Genomic DNA, 23,214 nt, shown 5'->3' with positions numbered 1-23,214 from the left:
CTGGCGCGTACCGGTGCGGCTTGTGATCGCACACCAGTCCGCCACCCGGCGCACCGGAAGGCGACCGGCTCCGACGACCGGCGAGAGTCGTGAATCCGCAGTTCACCACCGCATTCCACACCGGACAAAGCCGCAAGCGCACGCCCCTTGACGACGCACGGCGCACCGATACACATGCGTCACAAACGATTACGACTCGCTCTTGTGACGCCACGGAAATCGGCACCGTTCCACCCGGAGCGCTGCGGCGAAGTTGTATCGTCGCGTCGATCCTCATGCATACAGCCGGCATCCGCGATTATTCATCGCTACCGGTGGTGAATTCGTGAGTACATTTTCGTCCCGCCTTGTCCGATGATGCCCGGCGGAGTCGGCGCCGCGTAGCAGCAGACCGGGCCGAACCGTGCAATGAAAATGGGAGGCGGCAATTGTTCGCCGAATTGACACAGTGGGCCGATGTGGTGGTGCGGCGGCGTTTCACCGTCATCGGGGTGATGGTGGCCGGACTGCTGGCCCTCGGCTGGTACGGGCTCGGGCTGGGCGGGCAGCTCAGTTCCAGCGGCTGGGATGATCCGGGCTCGGAGTCGGTGCGCGCGGCGCAATTGCGCGATGAGGTGTTCGGCACCGACCACAGCGCCGATGTGCTGCTGCTGTTCCACGCTCCCGAGGGCACGGCCATCGATGACCCGGCGTTCGCCGACCCGATCGTGGCGTGGCTGAACGCACTGCCGCAACGGTTCCCCGAGCAGATCGAGCGCGTCAACGGCGCCTTCTGGCCGACCGACACCGGCGTGGCCATGCCCGATATCTTCGGCACCGACGACCGACGGCACGCCTTCGCGTCGGTGGCGATCAGCGGCACCGACGACACCGCGCAGATGCGCAACTTCCGCGCCGTCGCCCCTGCTCTCACCCTGCCGGGCGTCGATATGGAAGTCGCGGGTGGACAGGCCGTGGCCGGCGCGTTGAACGACACCATGGCCGATGATCAGCGGCGAATGGAGCTGTTCGCCATCCCCGCGGTGGCGGTGCTGCTGTTCTTCCTGTTCGGTGGGGTGGTGGCCGCGGCGCTGCCGCTGATCGTCGGCGGGCTCACCGTGCTGGGCGCCTGGGGTCTGCTGCGGCTGCTCACCACGGTGACCGAGGTGAATTCGTTCGTCTCCCCGGTGGTTTCGATGGTCGGGCTCGGGCTGGCCATCGACTACGGGCTGTTCGTGCTCAGCCGGTTCCGGGAAGAGCTGGCCGACGGCCGCGAGGTGGACGACGCCGTGCGCCGCTCGGTGTCGACCGCGGGTCGCACCGTGCTGTTCTCGGCCACCATCGTGGTCGTCGCGGCGGGCGCCATCCTGGTCTTCCCGCAGGGATTCCTGAAATCCTTCGCCTACGGTGCCATCATCACCATCTCACTGGCAGCGCTCACCTCGATCACGGTGTTGCCCGCCCTGCTGGCGGTGCTCGGGCGCCGGGTGGATCGGTTCGGCGTCGCCTGGTTCCGCCGCACCAGCGCCCCGAACCAGGAGCCCGACAATGTGTGGGGCCGCATCGCGGGCCGGGTCATGAAGCGGCCGCTGGCGGTGGGATTCGTGGTCTGTCTCGGGTTGCTGCTGGTGATCCTGCCGATGCGCAACCTCGCCTTCGGATCGATCAACGAGCGGTTCCTGCCGCCGGAGCATCCCACCCGGCTGGCCCAGCAGCACTTCGACGAGTTGTTCCCGCTGCGCCAGATCGACCCGATAGACCTGGTTGTCGTCACCTTCGATACCGGTGCGGGCGAGACGGTCCTGGCCCGCGCCAATCAGGCGCCCGGCCTGGCTGCGCCGTTCCCCGCGTTGATGCAGCGCCCGGCCCAGCCGAATGTGTTCGCCACGCAGACCGTGCTCGGCGCCTCCGGCGAGGCCGGGGAAACCATCGACTATCTGCGCTCCATGCCGCTACCGGCGGGCACCACGCTGCTCGTCGGCGGTCAGCCCGCGATCGAGAAGGACAGCATCGACGCGCTGGTCGCGCGCATGCCGTACATGATCGCGCTGGTCTTCCTCGCCACCACCGTCCTGATGGCGCTGACCTTCGGGTCGCTGGTGCTTCCGGTGAAGGCCGCCGCCCTGAACCTGCTCGGTCTCGGCGCCACCCTCGGGGTGCTGACCTGGGTGTTCGTTGACGGCCACGGCGCGGATCTCCTCGGTTTCACACCGCAGCCGATCATGGCGCTGGTGCTGGTGGTGATCGTGTCGGTGATCTATGGGCTGTCCACCGACTACGAGATATTCCTGCTCTCCCGCATCGTCGAAGCACGGGCGGCGGGCCTGTCCACCACGGATGCGATCCGCGCGGGCGTCGCCCATACCGGGCGGATCATCACCGCCGCTGCCCTGATCCTGCTGGTGGTCACCGGCGCGTTCGCGCTCTCGGAGCTGGTGATGATGCAGTACATCGCCTTCGGGATGGTGACAGCGCTGCTCATCGACGCCACGGTGCTGCGCGTGCTGCTGGTGCCCGCGAGCATGAAACTGCTCGGCGAGGCGTGCTGGTGGGCCCCGGCGTGGATGCGGCGGGTGCCGCGCGCGGTCGTGGTCGAAAAGGAACCGGCGGTCACGTCATCCGGTGACGCGGATCCGGCGCCGGCAGCGGGTGGACTGCGCTGAGCGACCGCCTTCCCCGCACAGGCGATCGTCGACTACAGCCATCGCGCGTACGCCGGGCAGGCCGATCTCCGAATCCGGCCGCCGACCAGCTCTCCCGCCTTCCCGGGGCCATCCCCGTCGAGCGAGGTGCCCTCACTCGGTGATCGCGGCCTCGATCATCGGCCACGAATTGTGCAGGTCCTGCTGCCAGTAGCCCCAGGAGTGGGTGCCGCTGGGCCGGAGGTCGACGGTGGCCGAGATGTTCAAGTCGCGCAGCCGGTCACGCAACTGCTCGGTGCAGGTATGGGCGACCGCGTCCAGCATGCCGCCGAGCGCGATCTGATCGGCGAGTTTCACCGGGTCGCCGTGGATTCCCGGACTGTCGAGGGCATCCAGCGGGCCCGGCCGGCCGGTGCCGGTGGCGACGTAGATGGCGGTGCCGCGCAGCTCTTCGGCGCGTAGGTAGGGATCGTTGGCCGCCCACAGCGGGTCCGACGGCGGCCCCCACATATTGGCGGGATCGCCCTGCTTGCCCAGCACGACGGCGGTGACCAGCGCCCGGCCGCGCGGGTCGCTGGTGCGGACACAGCCGCTGTAGGAGGCGATGGCGCGGAACTTCTTCGGGGCTTCGATCGCCAGCTGGAAGACCGCGGCGGCGGCCATCGACAAGCCCGCCACCGCATTGACGCCGGTGGTCGTGAACGCGGAGTCGATCACCGGCGGCAGCTCTTCGGTGAGGAAGGTCGTCCAGCGGTTGCGTCCGAGCCGGGGATCGTCGGCGCGCCAATCGGTGTAGAAGCTGGCGCTACCGCCGACCGGCATCACCACGTTGACCTGCTTGCCGGCGAAGAACTCCACGGCGTCGGTGGTGGTGAACCAATTCTTGCTCTCGGTCCACGCGCCGTTCTCGTCACCGCCGTCGACGCCATTGAGCAGATACAGCGTCGGCGCGGGCCGCGAAGCATCGGCAGCCGGAAGCACTTCGACCGTGATGGGCCTACCCATCGCAGCGGAATGGACCGTCAGATCCACGACGCGCCCTGGACCGTGCTGCGCGGTGAGCAGCCGTGAGCCGTTGTCCGCTGGCCTGGCGGCGTCCATCGCGCGCACCGGGAACGGCGGATCGGCGGGCGGGCCGGGGGCACCCGTCGCCTGGCCCTGCGATCCGCCGAGCGCCAGCGCGAGCGTCAGCACCAGCAGCGGTGAGCCGCGCAGGCGGGTGCGGCGGTCCCGGCCGCCGGTGCGGACATCCACTCGGGAACCTCACGATCGTCTCGGATGGGCCTTCGTGCGGCCGAGGCTACGACCGGCGCCCCGGGATCCGAGACAGATCGACCCAGGTTTGGGTCCACACCCAAACGGGCCGACGCGGCGCTGGTACCAGCGACAACGGGGCCCGATCCGAGTACGGGCCCGGGGCGGCGTCTCGTCGTCGACGTCGGCGCGCCGGATCGGGCCGGTCATCACCCTCGACGGGTGAAGCGGAGACGCATCGAATCGGGCACATTCGGATCACTATCCGCACCCCACGAAGGGATGAACGATGTCGCACTCCACTGAAACCGACTCTCCGGTCAAGCAGGGCTTCGCGGCGGGGACCTCCATCGGCGCATCGATTCTGCTGCTCACCGTTGGTGTGCTGTCGATCCTCCAGGGCATCTCCGCGGTCGCCGAGGACCAGCTGTTCGTCGTCGGCATCGAATATGTCTACGAATTCGATACCACCACCTGGGGCTGGATCCACATCATCCTCGGCATCGTCCTGGTGGTCAGCGCGATCGGCCTGATGTCGGGCACCACCTGGGGACGCATCGCCGCGGTCACCATCGCGGCGCTGTCGATCATCGCCAATTTCCTGTGGCTGCCCTACTACCCGCTGTGGTCGATCCTGATCATCGCGCTGAACATCGTCGTCATCTGGGCGGTGACCACCTGGAACCCCGATCGGATGTGACGTGCGGGGACCGCGATTTCACCCTCGCCGTGTGACGCGGTGGCGGCAGCAGATCCCTAGGTTGGCGGTATGGGTGCCGTAATCGGAGATCTGCTGCCGTTGGCCGTCGGTGTGGCGATCTCACCGATCCCGATCGTCGCGGCCATTCTGATGCTGTTGTCCGCCAACGCGGGCAAGACCAGTACCGGATTCGGGCTCGGCTGGGTGGTCGGCATCGTCGTGGTCACCGGCATTGTCGTCGCGCTGTCGGGCAGCCTGAGCGATTCCACCGACGACCAACCGTCAGCGGCCGCCTCCTGGATCAAGATCGTCCTGGGCGTCCTGCTGATCGGGCTCGCCGCCAAGCAATGGCTCGATCGCGCCGATACCGCCGTACCGGGTTGGATGCAGGCCATCGACGAGTTCGGATTCGGTAAAGCGGTCGGGCTCGGCGTGCTGCTGTCGGCGGTGAACCCGAAGAACCTGCTGCTGTGCCTGTCCGCTGGCGTCGTCATCGGAACGGCCGGGCTCTCGGCCGGCGGCGTTGTCCTGGCGGTCGTGATCTTCACCGTTCTCGCGGGCTCGACCGTGCTGGTGCCCGTCATCGGCTACGCGGTGGCCGCCGACAAGCTCCGTGGCGGGCTCGACACCATGAAGGCCTGGCTCCAGGCCAACAACCACATCGTGATGGCCATCGTGCTGCTGATCATGGGCGCGGTGGTGCTCGGGAAGGGCATCGGCGGATTGTGACGGCCGACCCGAGCGAGACGAGAGCACCGGCCCGCACCTGGCCGGTGTTCCTCTCGTTGCAGCACTACCAGCGCGGCTGGCTGCGCCCGGACGTACTCGCCGGGCTGACGGTCTGGGCGGTGCTGGTCCCCGAAGCCCTGGCCTACGCCTCCATCGCCGGGGTGCCGCCGGTAGTGGGGCTGTACGCCGCGGTCCCCTCGCTGGTGCTGTACGCGCTGGCGGGCAGTTCCCGGCATCTGGTGGTCGGCCCGATGTCGGCGACAGCGGCGCTGTCGGCGGCGATCATCGCGCCGCTGGCCGGCAGTGACGGCGCGCGCTTCGTCGCGTTGTCGACCGCGCTGGCCATCGCCACCGGCATCGTCGGGTTGATCGCCGGGCTCATCCGGCTGGGCTTCATCGCCTCCTTCATCTCCGAACCGGTGTTGAAGGGATTCATCGTCGGGCTCGCGCTGACGATCATCATCGGCCAGGTGCCGAACCTGTTCGGCATCGAGAAAGAACACGGCAATTTCTTCGAGCAGGCGTGGGGCGTCATCCGGCACCTCGGCGATACCCAGTGGCGCACGCTGCTGATCGGCGCATTGTCGCTCGCGGTGGTACTGGGGCTCAAACGCTGGCTGCCACTGGTGCCCGGCTCGCTGCTGGCGGTGCTGCTCGGCATCGGCGCGGTCACCGTCTTCGGGCTCGATGAGCACGGGGTGGCCATCGTCGGGCACATCGACGCCGGACTGCCGTCGGTCGGCCTGCCGGACGGGGTCGGCGCGAGTGACCTCATCGACCTGCTCGGACCCGCGGTCGGGGTGCTGCTGATCGGGTTCGCCGAAGGGCTCGGCGCAGCGAAAACCTATGCGGCCAAAGCCGGTTACGAGGTCGACGCGAACCGCGAGCTGTTCGGACTCGGCGCGGCCAATCTCGGATCCGGGCTCAGCTCGGGCATGGTGGTCAACGGCAGCCTGTCCAAGACCGCCGTCAACGGCAGCGCGGGCGCCAGGACCCAGCTCAGCGGGCTCGTCGTGGCGGCACTCGTGGTGCTGACGCTGCTGTTTCTGACCGGGCTGTTCGAGAAGCTACCGGAAGCGACGCTGGCCGGTGTGGTGATCGCCGCCGTCATCGAACTCGTCGATATCGCCGCGCTGCGCCGCCTCTACCGGGTCTGGACCGCCCGGCTCGGCAGCATCTACGGTCACGCCGCCCGCGCCGATTTCCTGGCCGCCATCGCGGCGATGGCCGGGGTGCTGCTGTTCGACACTCTCCCCGGCCTGGTCATCGGTATCGGAGTGTCGATGCTGCTGCTGCTCTATCGCACCTCACAACCGCATATCGCGACCTTGGCCAAGGACGGCTCCCGCTGGGTGGACGCCGAACGTCATCCGGAGCTCGAGCGCAGGCCCGATGTGCTGGTGGTGCGTGTGGAATCCGGGTTGTTCTTCGCCAACGCCGATTACGTCAAACAGCACATCGAGGCGCAGTGCACCGATCGCACCAAGCTCGTCGTACTCGACGCCGAGACCTCGCCCGTCATCGACGTCAGCGCCGCGCAGATGCTGGCGGAGCTGCGGACCGTGCTGGCGCGGCGACGTATCGATTTCGCGGTGGCGCGCGATGTCGGGCAGTTCCGAGATGCGCTGGCGCGCTCGATTTCCGGTTCCGAGCCGGTGCCGGTGTATCCGACGGTGCGCGCGGCAGTCGATGATCTCGAACGGCGTTAGCGGTTCGACGGCGGCTCGCCTCGCTCCGAATCCGGTGTGGGAGAAGCCGGTTCGCTCGGCGGCGCCGTGGCCGCAGGTGGCGCTTGCCCGCCGGCAGCGGATTTCACGGACTCGTCCGGGGTGGGCACCGCGTCTTCGTCGTCGCCGGAGGCACCGCCGATCAACGCATCGACCCAGCGGGTCGAGGGGTCGATGTCGAGCAGCAGCGCCTTCACCAGCAGCGTCAACGGGATCGCCAGCAGCGCACCGAGCGCACCGAGCACCCAGGACCAGAACACCAGCGATAGGAAGGTCACCGTGACGCTCAAACCCACCGCGTCACCGACGAATTTGGGCTGGATGATCGACTGGATCACGAAATTGATGACGCTGTAGACCACGATCACCCACACCATCGCCATCGGACCGCCGTCGAGCAGCGCCAGCAGCGCGGGCGGGATCAACCCGATGACGAAGCCGATATTGGGGATGTAATTGGTGATGAACGACAAGATCGCCCACAGCACCGGCAGCGGCACACCGAGCAACCACAGCGCGCCACCATCGAGGACGGCGACGATCAACCCGAACACCGTGGAGACGAGCAGGTAGGTGCGGGTGCCGTGCACGAAACGCGACAGCGCGAAGGCGATATCGGGGCGCGCTCGCCGCACCAGCCGCATCCGCTTGCCGATCGTCATGCCGTCGACGGCCATGAACAGCAGCAGGGCGAGCACGAAGAACAGGTTGGAGAACACCCCGAGCAGTCCGGCCAGCACGTCATCGATGTAGCGGACGAGTTTGCCCAGATCGACGCTGCTCGTGGCCGTGTTGATCCGATCGTGGTCCACCCCGGCGCCGGCCAGCAGATTCCGTACCCCGGCCAGCAGGTCGTCGAGGTTGTCGGTGTATTTCGGTAACTCGGTGGCCAACTGGGCCGCCGAGACGATCAGCGCTCCGATCAGCCCGACGATGATCGCGCCCACCGCCACCACCGCGGCCACCATGCCGAGCCAAGCCGGCCAGCCGCGCTTGCGCGCCCACCCCTGCACGGGCTGCACCGCTATGGTGAGCATCAGGGCGAGGAAGACGGGGCCGAGGATCCCCGCGAACACCTTGGCCCCCGCGACCGCGACCACCGCGCCGGCCACGGCCAGCAACACGATCAGCCCACGCGGAATCGACCACATCGTGGACGGCGCACCAGCCGCCACCGGCGAACCCTCGGCTCCCATGGGCGACCTCCTCGGCACGCGTTCAGTTGGCGACGACCTCGCGCAGCTCGGCCTCCTGCGCATGCGGTCCCGTTCGGGCGAATCGGCGAAGTCAACCCAGCAATTGCCGCTTCGCCGCGGCGAACTCGTCGTCGGACAGCACGCCGGAATCGTGCAGTTGACCCAGCTGCTGAAGTTTCGCCACCAGGTCCTCGCCCCCGCCGGCCGCGGGCGCGGGTGCGGGCATCGGCGGTGATGGCGGTGGTGGTGCCTGCTGTTGGGCGGCGTAGGCCTGGCTTTCGGCCGCACGCCGTTGGGCACGGCGATCCACGGCGTTGGCCGTCGCCCGTGCGGTTCCGGAGATCACCGCGGTCCGCGCGACAGTTCCCAACAACCCCGGGCGCCCGACCCGTCCGCCACGAAAAACCATTGCCGTCCTCCTCTTTCGACCGATGACCCGCTACTGGACCGACAGCGCCGCGTCGACGGCATCGCGGGGAATCTGCACATGCAGCGCGACCTCACCGCCCGCGCCGCGCACTGTGCCCGCCAGCGTGCGCGCCCACGTCTGCTCGTACACGATCACCACCGCCGAGGTGCCCGGGTCCATCGCATCCCGGACGACATCGAGATCGGCATCGCTGACCAAGCCGCGCGGATCGACGGTGAGGCCGTCGAGTCCGGTCTCGGCCAGCGATTCGTCCACCTCGATCTGGCGGACCGCCCCGCCCTCATCCATCGCGAGGTAGATGAGGTCGAGCACGGTGACGTAGCCGGCGTCGACCACCGCCGCCAGCTCGGCCCGCACGGTCGTATCCACCCTGGTACCGGGAAACGAGACCACGACCATTTCCACCGGTCCGAGTTCAGCTGCGTTCGACATGGGCTATACCGTTCCGGTGCGCCAGGTGGACACCGCCCAGATGACCACGATGTTCAAGGCGATGAGCAGCAGCGACCACCATGGGTAGTACGGGATCCACAGGAAGTTCGCGACGATGGACAAGCCCGCGAGGAACACCGCGACGACGCGGGCCCAGACGGCTCCGGTCATCAGCGCCAGTGCCGTGACGGCGATCAGCGCGCCGAGCACGATGTGGATCCAGCCCCAGGTGGTCAGGTCCCACCGGTAGGTGTATTCCGGTCCCTCGATGAACAATTCGTCGTCGGCGACCGCGGAGACGCCCTCCACGATGGACAGTACGCCGAGGACGAGCAGCAGCAGCGCGGCGGCGATCGTGGTGACCGCGGCGACGCCCTGGCGGACCGGATTGCGCGCGGGTTCGGTCATGTGTGTCATGGCCAGCCCTTTCTCGGTGATCGGCCGTAGTACAGGTATGCCGTAGCGCGGGCGGTCGGCGCGTCACCCGAAACGGATGAACCCGGGCACTACCGGATGATGCGGCCGCCGACGGTGTGCACGATGACGACGTCGGGATGCCATGGCACCAGATCGCGCACCGTCCGCTCGAGCTCCTCGACCGGAGGCAACTGTTCGCGCGCCAGCACGTGGATGGTGGCCGCGTCGTTGTGCAGGCTGACGTCGGTGACCTGGGCGCCGGGCACTCCCGCCAGCCAGGACCTGGCCGCGTCGGCGATCTGGTCGGCCCACAGCGACGACAAGGAGTTCACCACCATCGGCACCGCCACCAGGATCAGTCCCGCTGCCAGCACCGCGTACGCCCGGCCCCGGCGCACCGCCGCGGTGCCGGCTTCGCGGGCGTATCCGGTCGCGACGAGCACCAGGGTCGCGGTGATGATCATCGCGACCATGTTGGAGGCGAACAGCACGAACGCGCCGAGCGCGAGACCGGGTGCGTCGGAGCCGAGGCACACCCCGACCACGGCCAGCGGCGGCACCAGCGAGATCGCGATCGCGACGCCGGGCAGCACGTCGCCGACGTCGCGGCGGATGATGGCGATGACGCCGACCAGTCCGGTGGCCAATGCCGCGGTCAGATCCATCAGCTTCGGCGAAGTGCGGCCCACCACTTGCGAATTGGACAGCACATTCGTGGGATTCGGCAGCACCTGCGAGAACAGGAACCCGACGAAGACCACCAGCACGATGCCCGCCAGCACCAGCAGCAGGCTGCGCGCGATCAGCGGTCCGCGTCCGGCGGCGATGCCGAGTCCCACCCCGAGGATCGGCACCGACAGCGGCGCGACGATCATCGCCCCGATGACGGTCGCGGTGGAATCGCCGACCACGCCGGAGGCGGCGATGATTCCCGAGAGCGTGAGCATGATCCAGAATGCCGATCGTTTCGTCGCCGATTCGCCCACGCCGAGATCGAGCCGATCGGTGAGCTCGTCGAGCGTGCGCCGCTGACCTGCGGGGACCAGCAGATGCATGGCCGCTCCCTTCAATCGGGTAATTGCCGCATCTCGAGCAGGGTGAGCCCGAGGTTGTCGATGCGCGCGAGGATGGTGCGCATCGCGGTCGGTCCGGTCAGCGGCCCGTACAGCACGGTCGTGCCCTGTCGATGTCGCCCTGGGGTGAGTTCGGGGAAGGCGGCCAGCGCGCGTTCGGACAGCTCCCCGTCCAGGATGAACTCGTAGCGGATCGGCATCGGGGCGCGGCCTCCCTCCGTATGTGCTGTCCTCCCCTGGCGGATTCATCGACTACCGCCCCGAGTGTGGTCGGACCGGGCACAGGTGGCCTCATCCCTTGCGGGTGAACTCCGATCAGAGCAGTCCGCTGCGGCGGGCCTCGGCGAGCACGTCGGTGCGGGAATTGACGCCGAGCTTGGCGTAGATGCCGCGCAGATGCGTTTTCACGGTATTGATCGAGACCCCCAGATCGGCCGCGATCTGCTGGGTGGTGCGGCCCGACGGCAATTGTCCCAAAATGCGCTGTTGGGTCTCGGTGAGCGCGGGATGCCGGTGCGCGCGGGCGGCAGCCGGATTGTGCCGGACGAAATCCACGAAATCCTCGTCGGGGCCGAAACTTCCGGCGAATTCATCCAATTGATTCAATACACCGGGAACGTCGAGAAACGGTCGCGCGATCTGGTCGGCTGCGGCGATGCGGACCGCGGATTTCAGTGCCTCGATCGACTTGGTCGCATTACCGAGCTCGGCGTGGGCGCAGGAGTACAGCAACCATGCGGCGACCGCCTGCACCGGATGCGGCTCGCTGGTCGCGAGCAGTGGCTCGACCAGCCCGATCACGGTTTTGGGCCGATGCGCCGCGACGGCGACCGCCGCGGTGGCGACGACGGTTTCCGGGATCTCGCCGAGCACGGCCCTGGCCTGCTCGGTGAGCAGATGCGCGGTGCGCGGCTCCTGCACATGCAGCAGCACCCAGACCACATGCGGAATCAGCCCACCGCTGATCGCCGCCGACGGATGGGTACCGAGCATGTCGATGGTGGCGCTGCGGAGCAGATCGGCGGTCGGGCGGCGGTCGGCGGCGCTGTCGAAAGCGGCCAGTGTGCCGACGATCTGGGCCGGCAGCCCACCGGCAGGCGCGGTCTGCCCGTCGATGCCGGCGGATTCGGTCAGCAGGCCGATGGCGAGGCCGGACTCCGGCACCTCCCCTTGGAGGTAGGCACCGAACACCTCGAGCGCGACCGCGTGCGCGGCGTCGGGGGTGTGGGTGAGCTGGTATTCGCGGGCGAGGGCGATCGCCCGGCCGGCGCGGCGGCGCATGGCGGTAATGGCTCCCGTGCGGCCGGAGGCCGTGGCCAGCCGGGTGACGGCGCGCAGATGCAGTCGCGGATGGCCGGAGGACTGCGCGAGGGCCAGCGCGGCCCGCATGCGCTCCTCGCCCATGGCGACGTTGTCGCCCATGATCTGGACGGTGGCCGCGGCGATAGCGAGATAGCACTGCACCTCCGGCGACTGCACCGGGGTCGGTGGCGGCGGCACCAGCGCGGTGGCGGAGTCCGCGGTGGCCACCCCGATCTCCGCATCCACCGCGTCGATGAGTGCGTCCACCACCTCGGGCTCGGCCAGCGAGGCACTGGGTCCTGGTCGGCCGCCCAATGCCTCTCGGAAGGCCACCGCCGCGGCGAGATCGCCACTGAGCAGGGCATCGATGGCGCGCAACAGCAGGAGGAACGGGTCGTCGAGCACCGCCGAACCCGCGCGCCGCAGCGCATCGAACACTGCGGGCCCGCCGCCGGCGATGACCTCCGACACCCCGTGCGCGGACAGGAATTCCAGCAGATGGCGTGGTTCGGACACCTCGGTCAGCTGCGCCCATGCCCGTGTGGATTCGCCCGCGGCCAGCAGCGACTGCGCGGTGCGCACTCGCAGGTCGTCGTGGTATCCCGCGCCGAGCCGGTTCACCTCGGCCAGGAAATAGCCGCGCAGGAACGGGTGATAGGCGTACCAGACCCTGCCCTCGCGCACCTTCGCGGTGAGCGGATAACTGATCCGCTCGAGTTCGTGCAGCCAGTACGCGGCCCCGCCGCCGACCAGTTCGTCGGCCATCCGTTCGGTGAACTCCACCGGCATGCTGGTCTGGGTGAGGAACTGGCGCAGGGCGGGCGCCAACGCGTCGATCAGTTCACCCGCCAGGAGGTCGGAGATGGAATTGGGCATCCGGGCGAGCACGGCGAGCGCGGTGCGGTAATCGCCCGGATGGGCGGCCAGGTAGATCGCCGCGATCCGGATCAGCGCCGCCCAGCCGTGGGTGAGCTCCATCAGCGTGGCCAGTTCGGCGTCGGCCAGCTCGCACCCGTGCTCCAGGCATAGCCGCGCGGCATCATCGGCGGAGAGCGCGAGTTCCTCAGCGCCCCAGCGGGCCAGCCGCGACTCGAGCTCGAGCAGATGCCACCGGATCGGCGGGTCGAAACGCGCGCAGAGCACCACCGCGACCCGCGACGGAAGATGCCGTAGGAAATACTCCAGACCGGCAAGGGTCATCGGGTCGGTGATCAGATGGGCGTCGTCGATGACGACCACGGCCCGCCGGCCGGATCGCTCGAGATCGGCCACGAGTTCGGTGGCCCGGGCGACCGATGTCCGCAGCGCCGCCGCCACCGGCGGCGCCAAGCCGAGCCGGGCGCGCAGGTCGGCCCACAGTCCGTCCAGCGTGTAGCGCTGCTCGGTGATCGTCACCCAGGCCATCGTTGGCGTGCCGGGCAGGCTCCGCGCCGTCCGTGCGGTCCAGTCGGCGAGCAGGACGGTCTTACCGCTGCCGACCGGAGAGCAAATCAACAGCACACGGCCGGTCCCGGTGCTGGCGAATTCATCCAGCTGAGAAAGCAGCGCTGGCCGTGGAATAGGCGTGAACGGCAAGGAAGGAATGTCCGAGGTGGCCGCTACGGGCTCGGCATGATGGTGCGTATCGAGGTCGTTCGAACCAGCCATCAGGCCTCCGATGCGACAAGGTGCAACCCACTAGCTTCGGACCACTGCTCGCGCTGGAGTTTACCGGAACGTTGCCCTTTCAAATTTGCCGTGCCGATTTCGATTCCGCATCATCCCATGACCGTATGAACATTTCCGGCGCACAGCAGCGGGCCCACCGTCGGCGGCAGCGGCGGCGGGCCCGGTGCGGAGGCTGTTATGGCGTGACGATCGGGAACCGCGGATCCGGCGTGTCGAGCAGCCCGACCAGAGTGGACAGCACCGCATGGTCGCCGTCGAACGCGACGCCCTCGCTCTTGCCGAGCAACAGGTTCACCAGCTGCGGTTTGGTCATGGTCAGCGTCAGGTCCGCCGAACCCCGCAAGGGCGCATCGTCGGTTCCGGTGCGGTGGGTGAGCGCACCGTTGGAGAGGGTCAGCCGGACGACGCGATTCTCATCGGTCAGCTTCCAGTCCATGGTGAACCCGCTCTCGGCGGCCCGCGGGCCGTCGACGCGCACCGCCAGCGAGTCGATGAGCATGTCCACCGTGAGCGCGGACATCATCTCCGGGTCGGACGTCTGAACCGGCGTGGCTGTCACCCCCTGCCGCAATTCCTGTGCACCGACCAGGAAGAAATTGCGCCACGTTCCGTTCTCCGCACCGTATCCCAGCTTCTCGTACACCGCGGCCAGTGCCTGCTTCGCCGAATCGTTGCCGGGCTCGGCGAACACCGCGTGATCGAGCAGGGTGGCGGCGAAACGCAGATCCCCGGCCTCGGCATAGTCCCTGGCCTTGGCGAGCACGGCATCCACACCGCCGTAATCGGCGACATATCGCTTGGCGAGTTCTTCCGGCGGATGTTGCCACAGGTGCGCGGGATTGCCATCGAACCAACCCATATAGCGCTGGTAGATCGCCTTCACATTGTGGTTCAGCGAACCGTAGTAGCCCCGGTTCGCCCAGGCCCGGTCGAGCACGGGGGGCAACGAGAGCGTTTCGGCGATCTCGGTGCCGGTCAGGCCGCGATTGGTCAGCCGAAGGGTCTGATCGTGCATGTAGGCGTACATATCCCGCTGCACGGCCAGCAGCTCGATCCAGTTCTCGCTACCCCAGGTGGGCCAATGATGCGAGGCGAAGGCGACATCGGCCTTGTCGCCGAACAACGCTATGGCCTCGTCCAGATAGTGCGCCCAGACGCGACTGTCCCGCACCAGCGCGCCACGCAGCGTCAGGATGTTGTGCATATTGTGGGTGGAGTTCTCGGCCATGCACAGCGCGCGCCGATCCGGGAACAGGAAGTTCATCTCGGCCGGTGCTTCCGTGCCGGGGGTGAGCTGGAAGACCATCCGCACCCCGTCGATCTCCTCGACCTGGCCGGTACGGGTGATATCGACCGTCGGCGCGATCAGCGTGACGGTGCCGAGCGAGGTCGTCATGCCGAGGCCGCAGCCGATCTGGCCATCCGGCGCTTTGTCCAGGCCGGCGCCGTACATGTAGATCGCACGCCGGGTCATGGCGTTGCCCGCGTAGACGTTCTCGCTGACCGCGTGTTCCAGAAAACCACTGGGCGCCAACACCGGCACCGGCGCGTGCCCCTCCGGCACCACCCCGCGCGCACCACCGAAATGGTCGACGTGCGAATGGGTGTAGATCAAGCCCGTCACCGGACGATCGCCCCGGCATTTGCGGTACAGCGCCAAGGCGGCCGCGGCGGTCTCCGTCGAGATCAGCGGGTCGATGACGATGACGCCCGTACGGCCCTCGATCAACGTCATGTTGGACAGGTCGACGTTGCGGACCTGGTAGATGCCCTCGGTGACCTCGAACAGCCCCTGCTTGTTACATAGTTGGCCCTGCCGCCACAGACTCGGGTTCGCCGTCGGCGGGCATTCGCCGGACAAGAACTTGTAGGCGCCGTTGTCCCAGATCATCCGCCCGTCGGTGGCGCGCAGCTCGGTCGATTCCAGCGCCTCGATGAAACCGCGGTCGGCATTATCGAAGTCGGTGGTGTCGTCGAAGTCCAGATGTGTGGTCATGCGTAGTCACCTCGAATGTGTGAATGGATGCCCGTTCCGCAATTCGCCTGTGCCCGAAGCGTTGTCCGTACGGATCTCCGGCATTCTCAGGCGAGCGCCTTGGCTTTCAGCTGATCGAACTCGGCCTGCGAAATCGTGCCGTCCTCCAGCAGTTTGCGCGCATCGGCGATCTGCGCCGCCGGGCTGGTGCCCGCGGTTTCCCTGATGTATCGCTGCTGCGCCGCCTGAGCTTCATCGATCGCCGCCGCCTGCCGCTCCGACATCCCCTTACCCCGCACGATGAGATACACCAGCGAGGTGAGCAGCGGGAAGATGAACAGCAACACGATCCACGCCGCCTTCGCCCATCCCGAGGTCTGCCGGTCACGGAACAGGTCGCCGATGATGAAGAACAGCATCAGCAGGTACGCGATGAACGCGAAACTCACCACGATCAACCAGAGCACTTCCCACACCGACATCCTCGAACCCCGATCCTGTCGAGCTCCGGCCACGCCGGCCGGCAGCGAATGCTTCGGACGCTAGCGACAGCGAGCGGTCGCGCGGTTCACCCGTCCCGGGTGAAATGCGTCCGGTGCCGCGGTCACCGCAGGTCGACGATTCCGCGGACGGTGAACAGCGCACCGAAACCGAAGAGCACGGCCAGCGACAGCACCCTGGTGTTGCGGATCATCCAGATCTGCAGGGCGTCGAGCCACTGCTGGGCGCGCTCACCCAGCACCACGAACACACCGATCGGCACGAGGAAATCCAGCGACGCGGCGAACAGCAGCAGGAGCGTGGCCAGCAGTGCCGCGCCCGGGCTCGCGTCCGAGCTGGAGATCGCGGCCATACCCGACATCATCAGGAACAGATTGGGATTGATCACCGCCAGCGCGATGCCGATCACGAAGGCACGGCGCGGGCCGCTGGACTGCAGTTCCCGCAACATCTTCGGTGGCTCGTCACCGGCGCGCCGGGAGACCGGCTTACGCAACCAGATCCACGCGCCGGTGAGCAGGAACAGCACACCGACCACCAGTCCCGTCCCGTGCGAGACGCCCTTCGAGGTGGCACCCGGATCGGAAGCACCGCCCAGCAGCGCCGACAGCGCGATCAGCGCGTACACCGTGCAGAACGCGCCGCCGAAGGCCAGCGCATTGCGGACCGGTTGTCGCGAATGCAGCAGCAGGATGCATCCGGCGATCGCGCCCGGCGTGACGACCAGCCCGGTCATCTCCGGCAGCAGCACCAGCAGCAGCTCGCCCATTGTCGGCTCCTCCGTCCGGGACAACCGCGGGAGCTCACGCTATCGGGAAGGCGCGGGCAGTGCCGTCATTCGTTGCGGGTGAAAGCGCTAGTCGCCGGGTGTGCGGGAGCGCAGCCGGGCCTCGGCGTAGGCAGCCAGCGTCGACTCCCCGACCGTCGGTGTGGCCGGGAAGAACTCCAGCCGCACGCCCTGCCGGTCGAGCAGATCGTCGGTCCAGAAATCGCGCACGCGCGGGTCGACGCCGCTGAGATACAGTGCGCCGCCCACCTCGTCGAGACGGCGCACATAATCGGCGACGACCGCGAGGAACGTCGCGCTCACCGTGGTGCGCCCGCGCAGCCGCAGGATCACCGTCGGCGCACCCGCGCCCTTCGGGTCCGGCAGCCGCGCCTGCAATGTGCGTGCGCCGGCATAGAACAGGCTTCCGTACACATCGAGGATCACGATCTGGCGGTCGCTGAGCCGCCGCGGCGCCGGCTCTTCCACCAGGTGCCTGCCGTCGACGCGCAGCCGCACCACCTTCAGATCCATCGCTTCCCGGTTCAGCTGCAAGATCAGCGACAGCGCGACGCCGATCCCCACCGCCGTGGTGACCGGCAGCAGCAGCGTCGCAAGGAAGGTGGCCGCGAGGGCGATGCGCGAGGTGGAGCCGCTGCTCCAGATGGCCGAGAGCCGTACCGGATCCATCGCGCCGAAGGCCGCCATGATGAGGACCGCGGCCAGCGTCGGCATCGGAACCGCACCGACTAGTGGGGCGAACACCACCAGAATGCCGAGCATCCATACGCCGGACCAGATCGCGCCCCACCTGGTGCGCGCGCCGGCCGTGGCATTGAGTGCCGTCTGCCCGACCGATCCACCGACCGGCATGCCGCGAAACAGGGCCGCGGCGATATTGCCGACGCCCTGGGCGGTGAAATCGCGATCGGGTTCGGAATGCGAGCCATCCGGATTCGGCACCGACTGCGCCACCCCGGCACCCTGCACCAGCACGATCACCGTCACCGCTGCCGCGCCGGCCACCAGTGACGGCGACAGCACCGTCGGGTCCGGCAGCTGCGGCAGCGGAAATCCCGTCGGTATGGCGCCGACATCCGAGACCCTGGCCACCGAGTCCCAGTCGGCCACCAGCACCAGCAGCGTGGGCAGAATCAGCGCCACCGGCGATCCGAGCACACGCAGGCGGGTACGGGCCATGCCGGCCAGCAGCCCGAACGCCAGCAGCCCGATCACCGATGACGCGATATCGATCTGGCCGGGATGGGTGAGGACGTGTATCGCCTTGCCCACCGCGAGCTCGGCGTCCGCGCTGACACCGGTGAGCTGGGCCAGCTGCCCGAACACGATATTCGCCGAGATACCGAGCAGGAACCCGGTCATCACCGAATGCGAGACGAAGCGGGTATAGCGTCCCAGCCGCAGCACCGCCGCGACGATCATGGTGATGCCCGAGATCATCGTCAGCATGGTCAAGGCGGCGGGCCGGTCTTCCGGTGCCACGCCCACCAGCGCCGATCCAGCGGCAAGGGCCGAGGCACTCGTCGCCGTCACCACCATCAGCCGAGTACTGGTCGACAGGCTCCCGAACAGCCGCCCCGCCATACTCGCGTACAGCCCGTGCACCGGACTCACCCCCGCCAGCACTCCCGCCGCCATCCCGTCCGGAACGCTGCCGATCGCACCCGACAACCCCGCGACCACATCCGATTTCCGCATGCGCTCGCGGGGCAGCAGATCCCGCAACCGCTGCGGTAGCCCCCGCACGATTCAGTGGCTCCCGTGGCACATGGTCGGCTCCTTCCGCAGTGCCGCCGCTCGACTGTCACCCGACCCGGGGACGTCGCACATCACCCGCCGCGGGTGACCCGGACGCAACGATGACACCCGTCGTCGTGAGCGTCTCTCACCGGATCGGCGGCCCGTTGTGGGCTGCCGCGTGCTCGCGGCCACCACCGACGATTGAGACTCTCACCACTGATGACCCCACCGAGACGGACTCTACCCGTACGGGAGGGTAGGGTTCAGCCGTCGCGAGCCGCTCATGCCCGTCAACGCCGACGGTGCCGCGTTTCGGCGGCTGCGCACATCATGCGAACCTGTCCGCGAGCGCCTGCTGCCGCTGTCCGGCCGGCCGCCTCGACCCGTTTTGGAGTCCCGATGCCTACACCTGTGCCCACCGTGCGAAACACCGAGGGTTCGGTGCTCGCCGCGCTGCGCAGCCCGCGGTTGTTGCGCACCGAGGTACTCGCAGGCCTGGTGGTGGCGCTGGCGTTGATCCCGGAGGCGATCTCGTTCTCCATCATCGCCGGGGTCGATCCTCGGGTCGGGTTGTTCGCCTCGTTCACGATGGCCGTCACGATCGCCATCGTCGGTGGACGGCGGGCCATGATCTCGGCGGCCACCGGGGCGGTCGCGCTGGTGATCGCGCCGGTGGTGCGCGAGCACGGGCTCGATTACCTGATCGCGACGGTGATCTCGGCTGGCGTGTTGCAGATCGTGTTGAGCGTGGTCGGGGTGGCCAAGCTGATGCGGTTCATCCCACGCAGCGTGATGGTCGGGTTCGTCAACGCGCTGGCCATCCTGATCTTCCTGGCGCAGATACCGCATCTGCTCGGCGTGCCGTGGCTGGTGTATCCGATGGTCGCGGTGGGGCTGGTGATCATCGTGATGCTGCCGAAACTCACCACCGTCGTCCCGGCGCCGCTGGTGGCGATCGTGGCACTGACCGCGGCGACGATCGTTTTCGCGTTGGATGTGCCGAATGTCGGCGACGAGGGCGAACTGCCATCGAGCCTGCCGGCACTGCTGGTCCCGAATGTGCCGTTGACGGTAGAGACGCTGAAGATCATCGCGCCGTACGCGTTGGCGATGGCCTTGGTCGGGCTGCTCGAATCGCTGATGACCGCCAAGCTGGTCGACGACATCACCGACAGCCACTCCGACAAGACCCGCGAGGGCTGGGGCCAGGGAGTGGCCAATATCGTCACCGGCTTCTTCGGCGGTATGGGCGGATGCGCGATGATCGGCCAGACCATGATCAATGTGAAGGTCTCCGGTGCGCGCACCCGGATCTCGACCTTCCTGGCCGGCGCCTTCCTGCTGATCCTGGTGGTAGGACTGGGCGATGTCGTCGCGTTGATCCCGATGGCGGCCTTGGTCGCGGTCATGATCATGGTGTCGGTCGGCACCATGGACTGGCATTCGATCGCACCGAAGACGTTGCGCCGCATGCCGATCGCGGAGACCACCGTGATGGTGGTGACGGTCGCGGTCACCGTGGCCACCCACAACCTGGCCTACGGCGTCATCGTCGGCGTGCTCACCGCCATGGTCGCGTTCGCGCATCGGGTCGCGCATTTCACCGACGTGACCGAGGTAGGCGGCACCGACGACGACACTCGGGTGTACAAGGTGCGCGGCGAGTTGTTCTTCGCCTCCAGCAACGACCTCGTCTACCAATTCGACTATCTCGGCGATCCGCGGAATATCGTGATCGATATGTCCGAAGCCCATATCTGGGACGCCTCCACCGTCGCCACCCTCGACGCGATCACCACCAAGTACGCGAGCAAGGGCAAGAACGTCGAGATCATCGGCCTGAACGAAGCCTCCGAGCAGCGCCGTGAGCGCCTGTCCGGCCATCTCGCCGGAGCCCATTGAGATGAGCGAGACCACCGCCCGCGCGCACCTGCAGATCGGGCAGGTCGCCGAACGAACCGAATTGTCCATCAAGACCATTCGCCACTACGACGAGGTGGGCCTGGTGACCCCGTCGGCGCGCAGCGCCGGCGGGTTCCGCCTCTACACCGCCGAGGACGTCACCCGCCTGCTGGTGATCCGCCGGATGAAGCCGCTGGGCTTCACCCTGGCCGAGATGAAGGAACTGCTCGACGCGCTGGACACGCTCGCCGACCCGGAATCGGGGCGCGAGCAGCGGGCCCTGGCCACCGGGACCGTGCACGAGCTCAGGGCCAAGGCCGAAGACAGCTGCGCGAAACTACGCCGCCAGCTCGCCTACGCCGAGGAGTTCACCGAGCTGCTCAGCGCTCGCATCGAGCAGTAGGCAGCCGAGCCCCGCTCGCACCCTGTTGCCCGGAGAGGCCAGCGGGCGTCTCGCCCAGCCCGCATTGCCGGAAGCAGCGGGCAACGCCACCGCAAGCGAGGGCCAGGACCGAATCGCCGATTTTCCGTCGAACACGTGGGCGAGGTCCCCGGAATGCTGAACACTGGAGATGTTCGGACGGCGCGGCGAGAGGAACCGGAATGCGGCCGAAGGTGGCGGTCATCGGGAGTGGTTTCGGGGGGCTGGCCGCGGTGATCGAGTTGAAGAAGCGGGGCTTCGACGACATCGTCGTGTTCGAGAAGGGCGACGATGTGGGCGGGGTGTGGCGGGAGAACACCTATCCGGGAGCGGCCTGCGATGTGCCCTCACCGTTCTATTCGTTCTCCTTCGAGCCGAATCCGCGCTGGCCGCACCGGTTCTCCCGGCAGCCGGCGATTCTGGACTATATGCGCGACGTCGCCGACAAGTACGACGTGCGCCGCCACATCCGATTCGGGATCGAGGTGCTCGGCGCGGCGTTCGACGACGCGACCGGGCGGTGGACGGTGGGGTTGAGCACCGGCGATGCGGTCACCGCCGACGTGGTGGTGTCCGCGGTCGGGCAGCTGGCGCGGCCGTCGCTACCGGAGATCGCCGGGCGCGAGCGATTCGCGGGCGCGAGCTTCCACTCCGCGCGGTGGCGCCACGACGTCGACCTGACCGGCAAGCGGGTGGCGGTGATCGGCACCGGCGCCAGCGCCATCCAATTCGTCCCGCAGATCCAGCCGCTGGTCGAGCGGCTGACGGTCTTCCAGCGCACCGCGCCCTATATCGTTCCGCGCCCGGACCGGGAATTCTCCCCGCTGCACCACAAGGTCTTCGAGAAGGCGCCGGTGACCGAACTCGGCGAGCGGGTCACCTGGTACGCCGTGGTCGAGGGGCTCAGCGTCGCATGGGTCTACGCCAAACCGCTGGCCGCGGCGATCCGAGGGGTCGCCAAGTGGCATATGCGCAGGCAGACCAAGACGAAGCCGGGATTGTTCGAGAAGGTGTGGCCGGACTATCCGGTGGGCTGCAAGCGCATCCTGTTCTCCGACGACTACCTGCCCGCCCTGACCCAGCCCAATGCCGAGCTGTGCACCGAACGCATCAGCGAGATCACGCCATCGGGCGTGCGCACCGCCGACGGGGTCGAGCACGAGTCCGATGTGATCATCTGGGGCACCGGTTTCACGGCCACCGAGTTCCTCGCCCCGATGACCATCACCGGAGCCGGTGGCCGCGACCTGCACGAGGAGTGGAAGGACGGCGCCCGCGCCTACTACGGCATGACCGTGCCGGGCTTCCCGAATCTGTTCATCATGTACGGGCCCAACACCAATACCGGCGGCGGCTCGATCATCTACTTCCTCGAGGCGCAGGCGAAATACCTGGCCGACTACGTGGATCACCTGGGCCGAGCCGGGGCCCCGCTGGCGGTGCGCCCCGAAGTCGAGCAGGCCTTCGACGAGCGGATCCAGGGCGAGCTCTCCGGCAGCGTGTGGAGCCGCTGCTCGTCCTGGTACCGCCAGCCCGACGGCCGCATCACCACCAACTGGCCGTTGCTCGGGATCCAGTACAAGGCGCAGGCGAAGTTCGATCCCGCCGATTTCGAGGTCGTGTCCTGATCCCCGCGTCGACCGACCTGATCAGATGGTGCCGGTGAGGATCGGCGCCACGGCCGCGCGCGCCAGCCGTTCCACGGCCGCCGGATCGGTGAGGTCGACGGCGAAGCTCGGCGCGGCGAGGTAGCCGATCATCAGGTGGACCAGCGCGTCGGCCTGCGCGTCCGGATCGCGGACCGGGATCTTCCCGTCGGCCTGCGCTTTGGCGATATTGGCGCGAACGGCCTTGTAGCCGAGGGAGATCGGTGACGGGTCGCCGTGGCCGAGGGCCTGCAGCAGCTCGGCCCTGCGTACCTGGTCCGCGTCCCGGAACAGGATGTGATCGCCGAGGCCAAGACCGGCGATGAAGCCGATGACCACCTGCTCGGTGGGGTCGGTGACCACGGTGAATCGTTCGGCGAGATCGTCGAGGAAGCGGCCCATATCGCGGGCGAGGGCGCGCTCGAAGAGCTGATCCTTGCTGGCGTAGCGGCGAAACAGGGTGGTGCGGCCGACGCCGGATTCGGCGGCGATGTCGTCCATGGTGGCCTCGCGGGTGCCGCGGCGGGCCAGCACCCGCAGGGCGGCGTCGAGGACCTTGGCGTCGGTGTCGTCGCCGCCGGGCACCGCGCCGAGCACCTGGGTCATGGCACGACTGAGCAGGCTCGGCAACGGCGCACCCGGTCTGGTCACGGCATCAATATTGACACGTGGAACTACTAACCGTCTAATAGT

20 protein-coding genes are annotated in these 23,214 nt (G+C 68.0%); 7 read left to right on the top strand and 13 right to left on the bottom strand.

Features of this window, described 5'->3' with window-relative positions:
- The first annotated feature begins 428 nt into the window (after positions 1–428).
- Entirely contained in the window at positions 429–2,642 is a 2,214-nt protein-coding gene (locus tag AC5W7N_RS24930; protein WP_495922291.1) for an MMPL family transporter, read from the top strand.
- Positions 2,643–2,774: 132 nt separating this feature from the next.
- Here AC5W7N_RS24930 and AC5W7N_RS24925 read toward each other — a convergent pair whose 3' ends face one another.
- Positions 2,775–3,818 (bottom strand): alpha/beta hydrolase, encoded by a 1,044-nt coding sequence (locus AC5W7N_RS24925; RefSeq protein WP_495924199.1) that lies wholly within the window; start codon positions 3,816–3,818, stop codon positions 2,775–2,777.
- Positions 3,819–4,164: 346 nt separating this feature from the next.
- Here AC5W7N_RS24925 and AC5W7N_RS24920 point away from each other — a divergent pair, with 346 nt between their 5' ends.
- The 3 genes from AC5W7N_RS24920 to AC5W7N_RS24910 all read left to right on the top strand — a co-directional run bounded on the left by AC5W7N_RS24920 (position 4,165) and on the right by AC5W7N_RS24910 (position 7,013).
- Positions 4,165–4,575 (top strand): DUF7144 family membrane protein, encoded by a 411-nt coding sequence (locus AC5W7N_RS24920; RefSeq protein ID WP_163812354.1) that lies wholly within the window; start codon positions 4,165–4,167, stop codon positions 4,573–4,575.
- Positions 4,576–4,644: 69 nt separating this feature from the next.
- Positions 4,645–5,304: a GAP family protein gene (locus tag AC5W7N_RS24915; protein ID WP_194990054.1), complete on the top strand. Its 660-nt coding sequence runs from the start codon at positions 4,645–4,647 to the stop codon at positions 5,302–5,304.
- Entirely contained in the window at positions 5,301–7,013 is a 1,713-nt protein-coding gene (locus AC5W7N_RS24910) for a SulP family inorganic anion transporter (RefSeq protein WP_495922289.1), read from the top strand. The genes AC5W7N_RS24915 and AC5W7N_RS24910 overlap by 4 nt, the downstream gene beginning before the upstream one ends.
- Here AC5W7N_RS24910 and AC5W7N_RS24905 read toward each other — a convergent pair.
- From AC5W7N_RS24905 to AC5W7N_RS24855, 11 genes are all read right to left on the bottom strand, one after another.
- Complete coding sequence (locus AC5W7N_RS24905) at positions 7,010–8,227, bottom strand: AI-2E family transporter (RefSeq protein ID WP_495922288.1); 1,218 nt, start codon at positions 8,225–8,227, stop codon at positions 7,010–7,012. The two genes, AC5W7N_RS24910 and AC5W7N_RS24905, sit on opposite strands and share 4 nt — an antisense overlap.
- Before the next feature lie 91 nt (positions 8,228–8,318).
- Entirely contained in the window at positions 8,319–8,636 is a 318-nt protein-coding gene (locus tag AC5W7N_RS24900; RefSeq protein ID WP_194990056.1) for an SHOCT domain-containing protein, read from the bottom strand.
- A gap of 30 nt (positions 8,637–8,666) precedes the next feature.
- Positions 8,667–9,089, bottom strand: coding sequence for a DUF6325 family protein (locus AC5W7N_RS24895; protein WP_163812363.1), 423 nt, complete (start codon positions 9,087–9,089; stop codon positions 8,667–8,669).
- Between the two features lie 3 nt (positions 9,090–9,092).
- A complete protein-coding gene (locus AC5W7N_RS24890) occupies positions 9,093–9,506 on the bottom strand; it encodes a DUF7144 family membrane protein (RefSeq protein ID WP_163812365.1) in 414 nt (137 codons plus the stop codon).
- A gap of 89 nt (positions 9,507–9,595) precedes the next feature.
- On the bottom strand, positions 9,596–10,561 hold the full coding sequence (locus tag AC5W7N_RS24885) for a DUF389 domain-containing protein (RefSeq protein ID WP_163812367.1): 966 nt from the start codon (positions 10,559–10,561) through the stop codon (positions 9,596–9,598).
- A gap of 11 nt (positions 10,562–10,572) precedes the next feature.
- Positions 10,573–10,779, bottom strand: a complete 207-nt coding sequence (locus tag AC5W7N_RS24880) for a DUF8691 family protein (protein ID WP_014350714.1) — start codon at positions 10,777–10,779, stop codon at positions 10,573–10,575.
- A gap of 115 nt (positions 10,780–10,894) precedes the next feature.
- Positions 10,895–13,381: a LuxR C-terminal-related transcriptional regulator gene (locus AC5W7N_RS24875; RefSeq protein WP_495922285.1), complete on the bottom strand. Its 2,487-nt coding sequence runs from the start codon at positions 13,379–13,381 to the stop codon at positions 10,895–10,897.
- A 343-nt stretch (positions 13,382–13,724) separates the two neighbouring features.
- On the bottom strand, positions 13,725–15,545 hold the full coding sequence (locus AC5W7N_RS24870; protein ID WP_195019222.1) for an alkyl/aryl-sulfatase: 1,821 nt from the start codon (positions 15,543–15,545) through the stop codon (positions 13,725–13,727).
- Positions 15,546–15,631: 86 nt separating this feature from the next.
- Positions 15,632–16,006: an SHOCT domain-containing protein gene (locus AC5W7N_RS24865; RefSeq protein WP_163812373.1), complete on the bottom strand. Its 375-nt coding sequence runs from the start codon at positions 16,004–16,006 to the stop codon at positions 15,632–15,634.
- A gap of 122 nt (positions 16,007–16,128) precedes the next feature.
- Positions 16,129–16,794: a GAP family protein gene (locus AC5W7N_RS24860; protein WP_163812375.1), complete on the bottom strand. Its 666-nt coding sequence runs from the start codon at positions 16,792–16,794 to the stop codon at positions 16,129–16,131.
- 87 nt (positions 16,795–16,881) lie between these two features.
- Positions 16,882–18,558 carry a SulP family inorganic anion transporter gene (locus tag AC5W7N_RS24855; RefSeq protein WP_324197291.1) on the bottom strand — a complete coding sequence of 559 codons (1,677 nt, stop codon included), beginning with the start codon at positions 18,556–18,558 and terminating at the stop codon, positions 16,882–16,884.
- A 393-nt stretch (positions 18,559–18,951) separates the two neighbouring features.
- On the opposite strand from AC5W7N_RS24855, the gene AC5W7N_RS24850 reads away from it, so the two are divergent.
- The 3 genes from AC5W7N_RS24850 (at position 18,952) to AC5W7N_RS24840 (ending at position 22,503) form a co-directional block, all read left to right on the top strand.
- Positions 18,952–20,454 carry a SulP family inorganic anion transporter gene (locus AC5W7N_RS24850; RefSeq protein ID WP_195019221.1) on the top strand — a complete coding sequence of 501 codons (1,503 nt, stop codon included), beginning with the start codon at positions 18,952–18,954 and terminating at the stop codon, positions 20,452–20,454.
- A 1-nt stretch (position 20,455) separates the two neighbouring features.
- The gene (locus tag AC5W7N_RS24845) at positions 20,456–20,857 is read left to right on the top strand and encodes a MerR family transcriptional regulator (protein WP_163812382.1); all 402 of its coding nucleotides are present in this window, start codon (positions 20,456–20,458) and stop codon (positions 20,855–20,857) included.
- A gap of 200 nt (positions 20,858–21,057) precedes the next feature.
- The gene (locus AC5W7N_RS24840) at positions 21,058–22,503 is read left to right on the top strand and encodes a flavin-containing monooxygenase (RefSeq protein ID WP_495922283.1); all 1,446 of its coding nucleotides are present in this window, start codon (positions 21,058–21,060) and stop codon (positions 22,501–22,503) included.
- 21 nt (positions 22,504–22,524) lie between these two features.
- On the opposite strand, the gene AC5W7N_RS24835 is transcribed toward AC5W7N_RS24840, so the two are convergent.
- On the bottom strand, positions 22,525–23,172 hold the full coding sequence (locus AC5W7N_RS24835; RefSeq protein WP_163812387.1) for a TetR/AcrR family transcriptional regulator: 648 nt from the start codon (positions 23,170–23,172) through the stop codon (positions 22,525–22,527).
- Between the last annotated feature and the right edge of the window lie 42 nt (positions 23,173–23,214).

Source organism: Nocardia sp. CDC519, from assembly GCF_059509835.1.
Note: the sequence above shows the minus strand (reverse complement) of the source record. Positions and strands in the feature narration are given on the sequence as shown.

Excerpts from the sequence above, each read along its gene's own strand:
- AC5W7N_RS24895 (WP_163812363.1), bottom strand. The coding sequence starts at position 9,089 with ATGTCGAACGCAGCTGAACTCGGACCGGTGGAAATGGTCGTGGTCTCG.
- AC5W7N_RS24860 (WP_163812375.1), bottom strand. The coding sequence starts at position 16,794 with ATGGGCGAGCTGCTGCTGGTGCTGCTGCCGGAGATGACCGGGCTGGTC.
- AC5W7N_RS24905 (WP_495922288.1), bottom strand. The coding sequence starts at position 8,227 with ATGGGAGCCGAGGGTTCGCCGGTGGCGGCTGGTGCGCCGTCCACGATG.
- AC5W7N_RS24850 (WP_195019221.1), top strand. The coding sequence starts at position 18,952 with ATGCCTACACCTGTGCCCACCGTGCGAAACACCGAGGGTTCGGTGCTC.
- AC5W7N_RS24920 (WP_163812354.1), top strand. The coding sequence starts at position 4,165 with ATGTCGCACTCCACTGAAACCGACTCTCCGGTCAAGCAGGGCTTCGCG.
- AC5W7N_RS24840 (WP_495922283.1), top strand. The coding sequence starts at position 21,058 with ATGCGGCCGAAGGTGGCGGTCATCGGGAGTGGTTTCGGGGGGCTGGCC.
- AC5W7N_RS24880 (WP_014350714.1), bottom strand. The coding sequence starts at position 10,779 with ATGCCGATCCGCTACGAGTTCATCCTGGACGGGGAGCTGTCCGAACGC.
- AC5W7N_RS24915 (WP_194990054.1), top strand. The coding sequence starts at position 4,645 with ATGGGTGCCGTAATCGGAGATCTGCTGCCGTTGGCCGTCGGTGTGGCG.
- AC5W7N_RS24890 (WP_163812365.1), bottom strand. The coding sequence starts at position 9,506 with ATGACACACATGACCGAACCCGCGCGCAATCCGGTCCGCCAGGGCGTC.
- AC5W7N_RS24870 (WP_195019222.1), bottom strand. The coding sequence starts at position 15,545 with ATGACCACACATCTGGACTTCGACGACACCACCGACTTCGATAATGCC.
- AC5W7N_RS24865 (WP_163812373.1), bottom strand. The coding sequence starts at position 16,006 with ATGTCGGTGTGGGAAGTGCTCTGGTTGATCGTGGTGAGTTTCGCGTTC.
- AC5W7N_RS24885 (WP_163812367.1), bottom strand. The coding sequence starts at position 10,561 with ATGCATCTGCTGGTCCCCGCAGGTCAGCGGCGCACGCTCGACGAGCTC.
- AC5W7N_RS24900 (WP_194990056.1), bottom strand. The coding sequence starts at position 8,636 with ATGGTTTTTCGTGGCGGACGGGTCGGGCGCCCGGGGTTGTTGGGAACT.
- AC5W7N_RS24845 (WP_163812382.1), top strand. The coding sequence starts at position 20,456 with ATGAGCGAGACCACCGCCCGCGCGCACCTGCAGATCGGGCAGGTCGCC.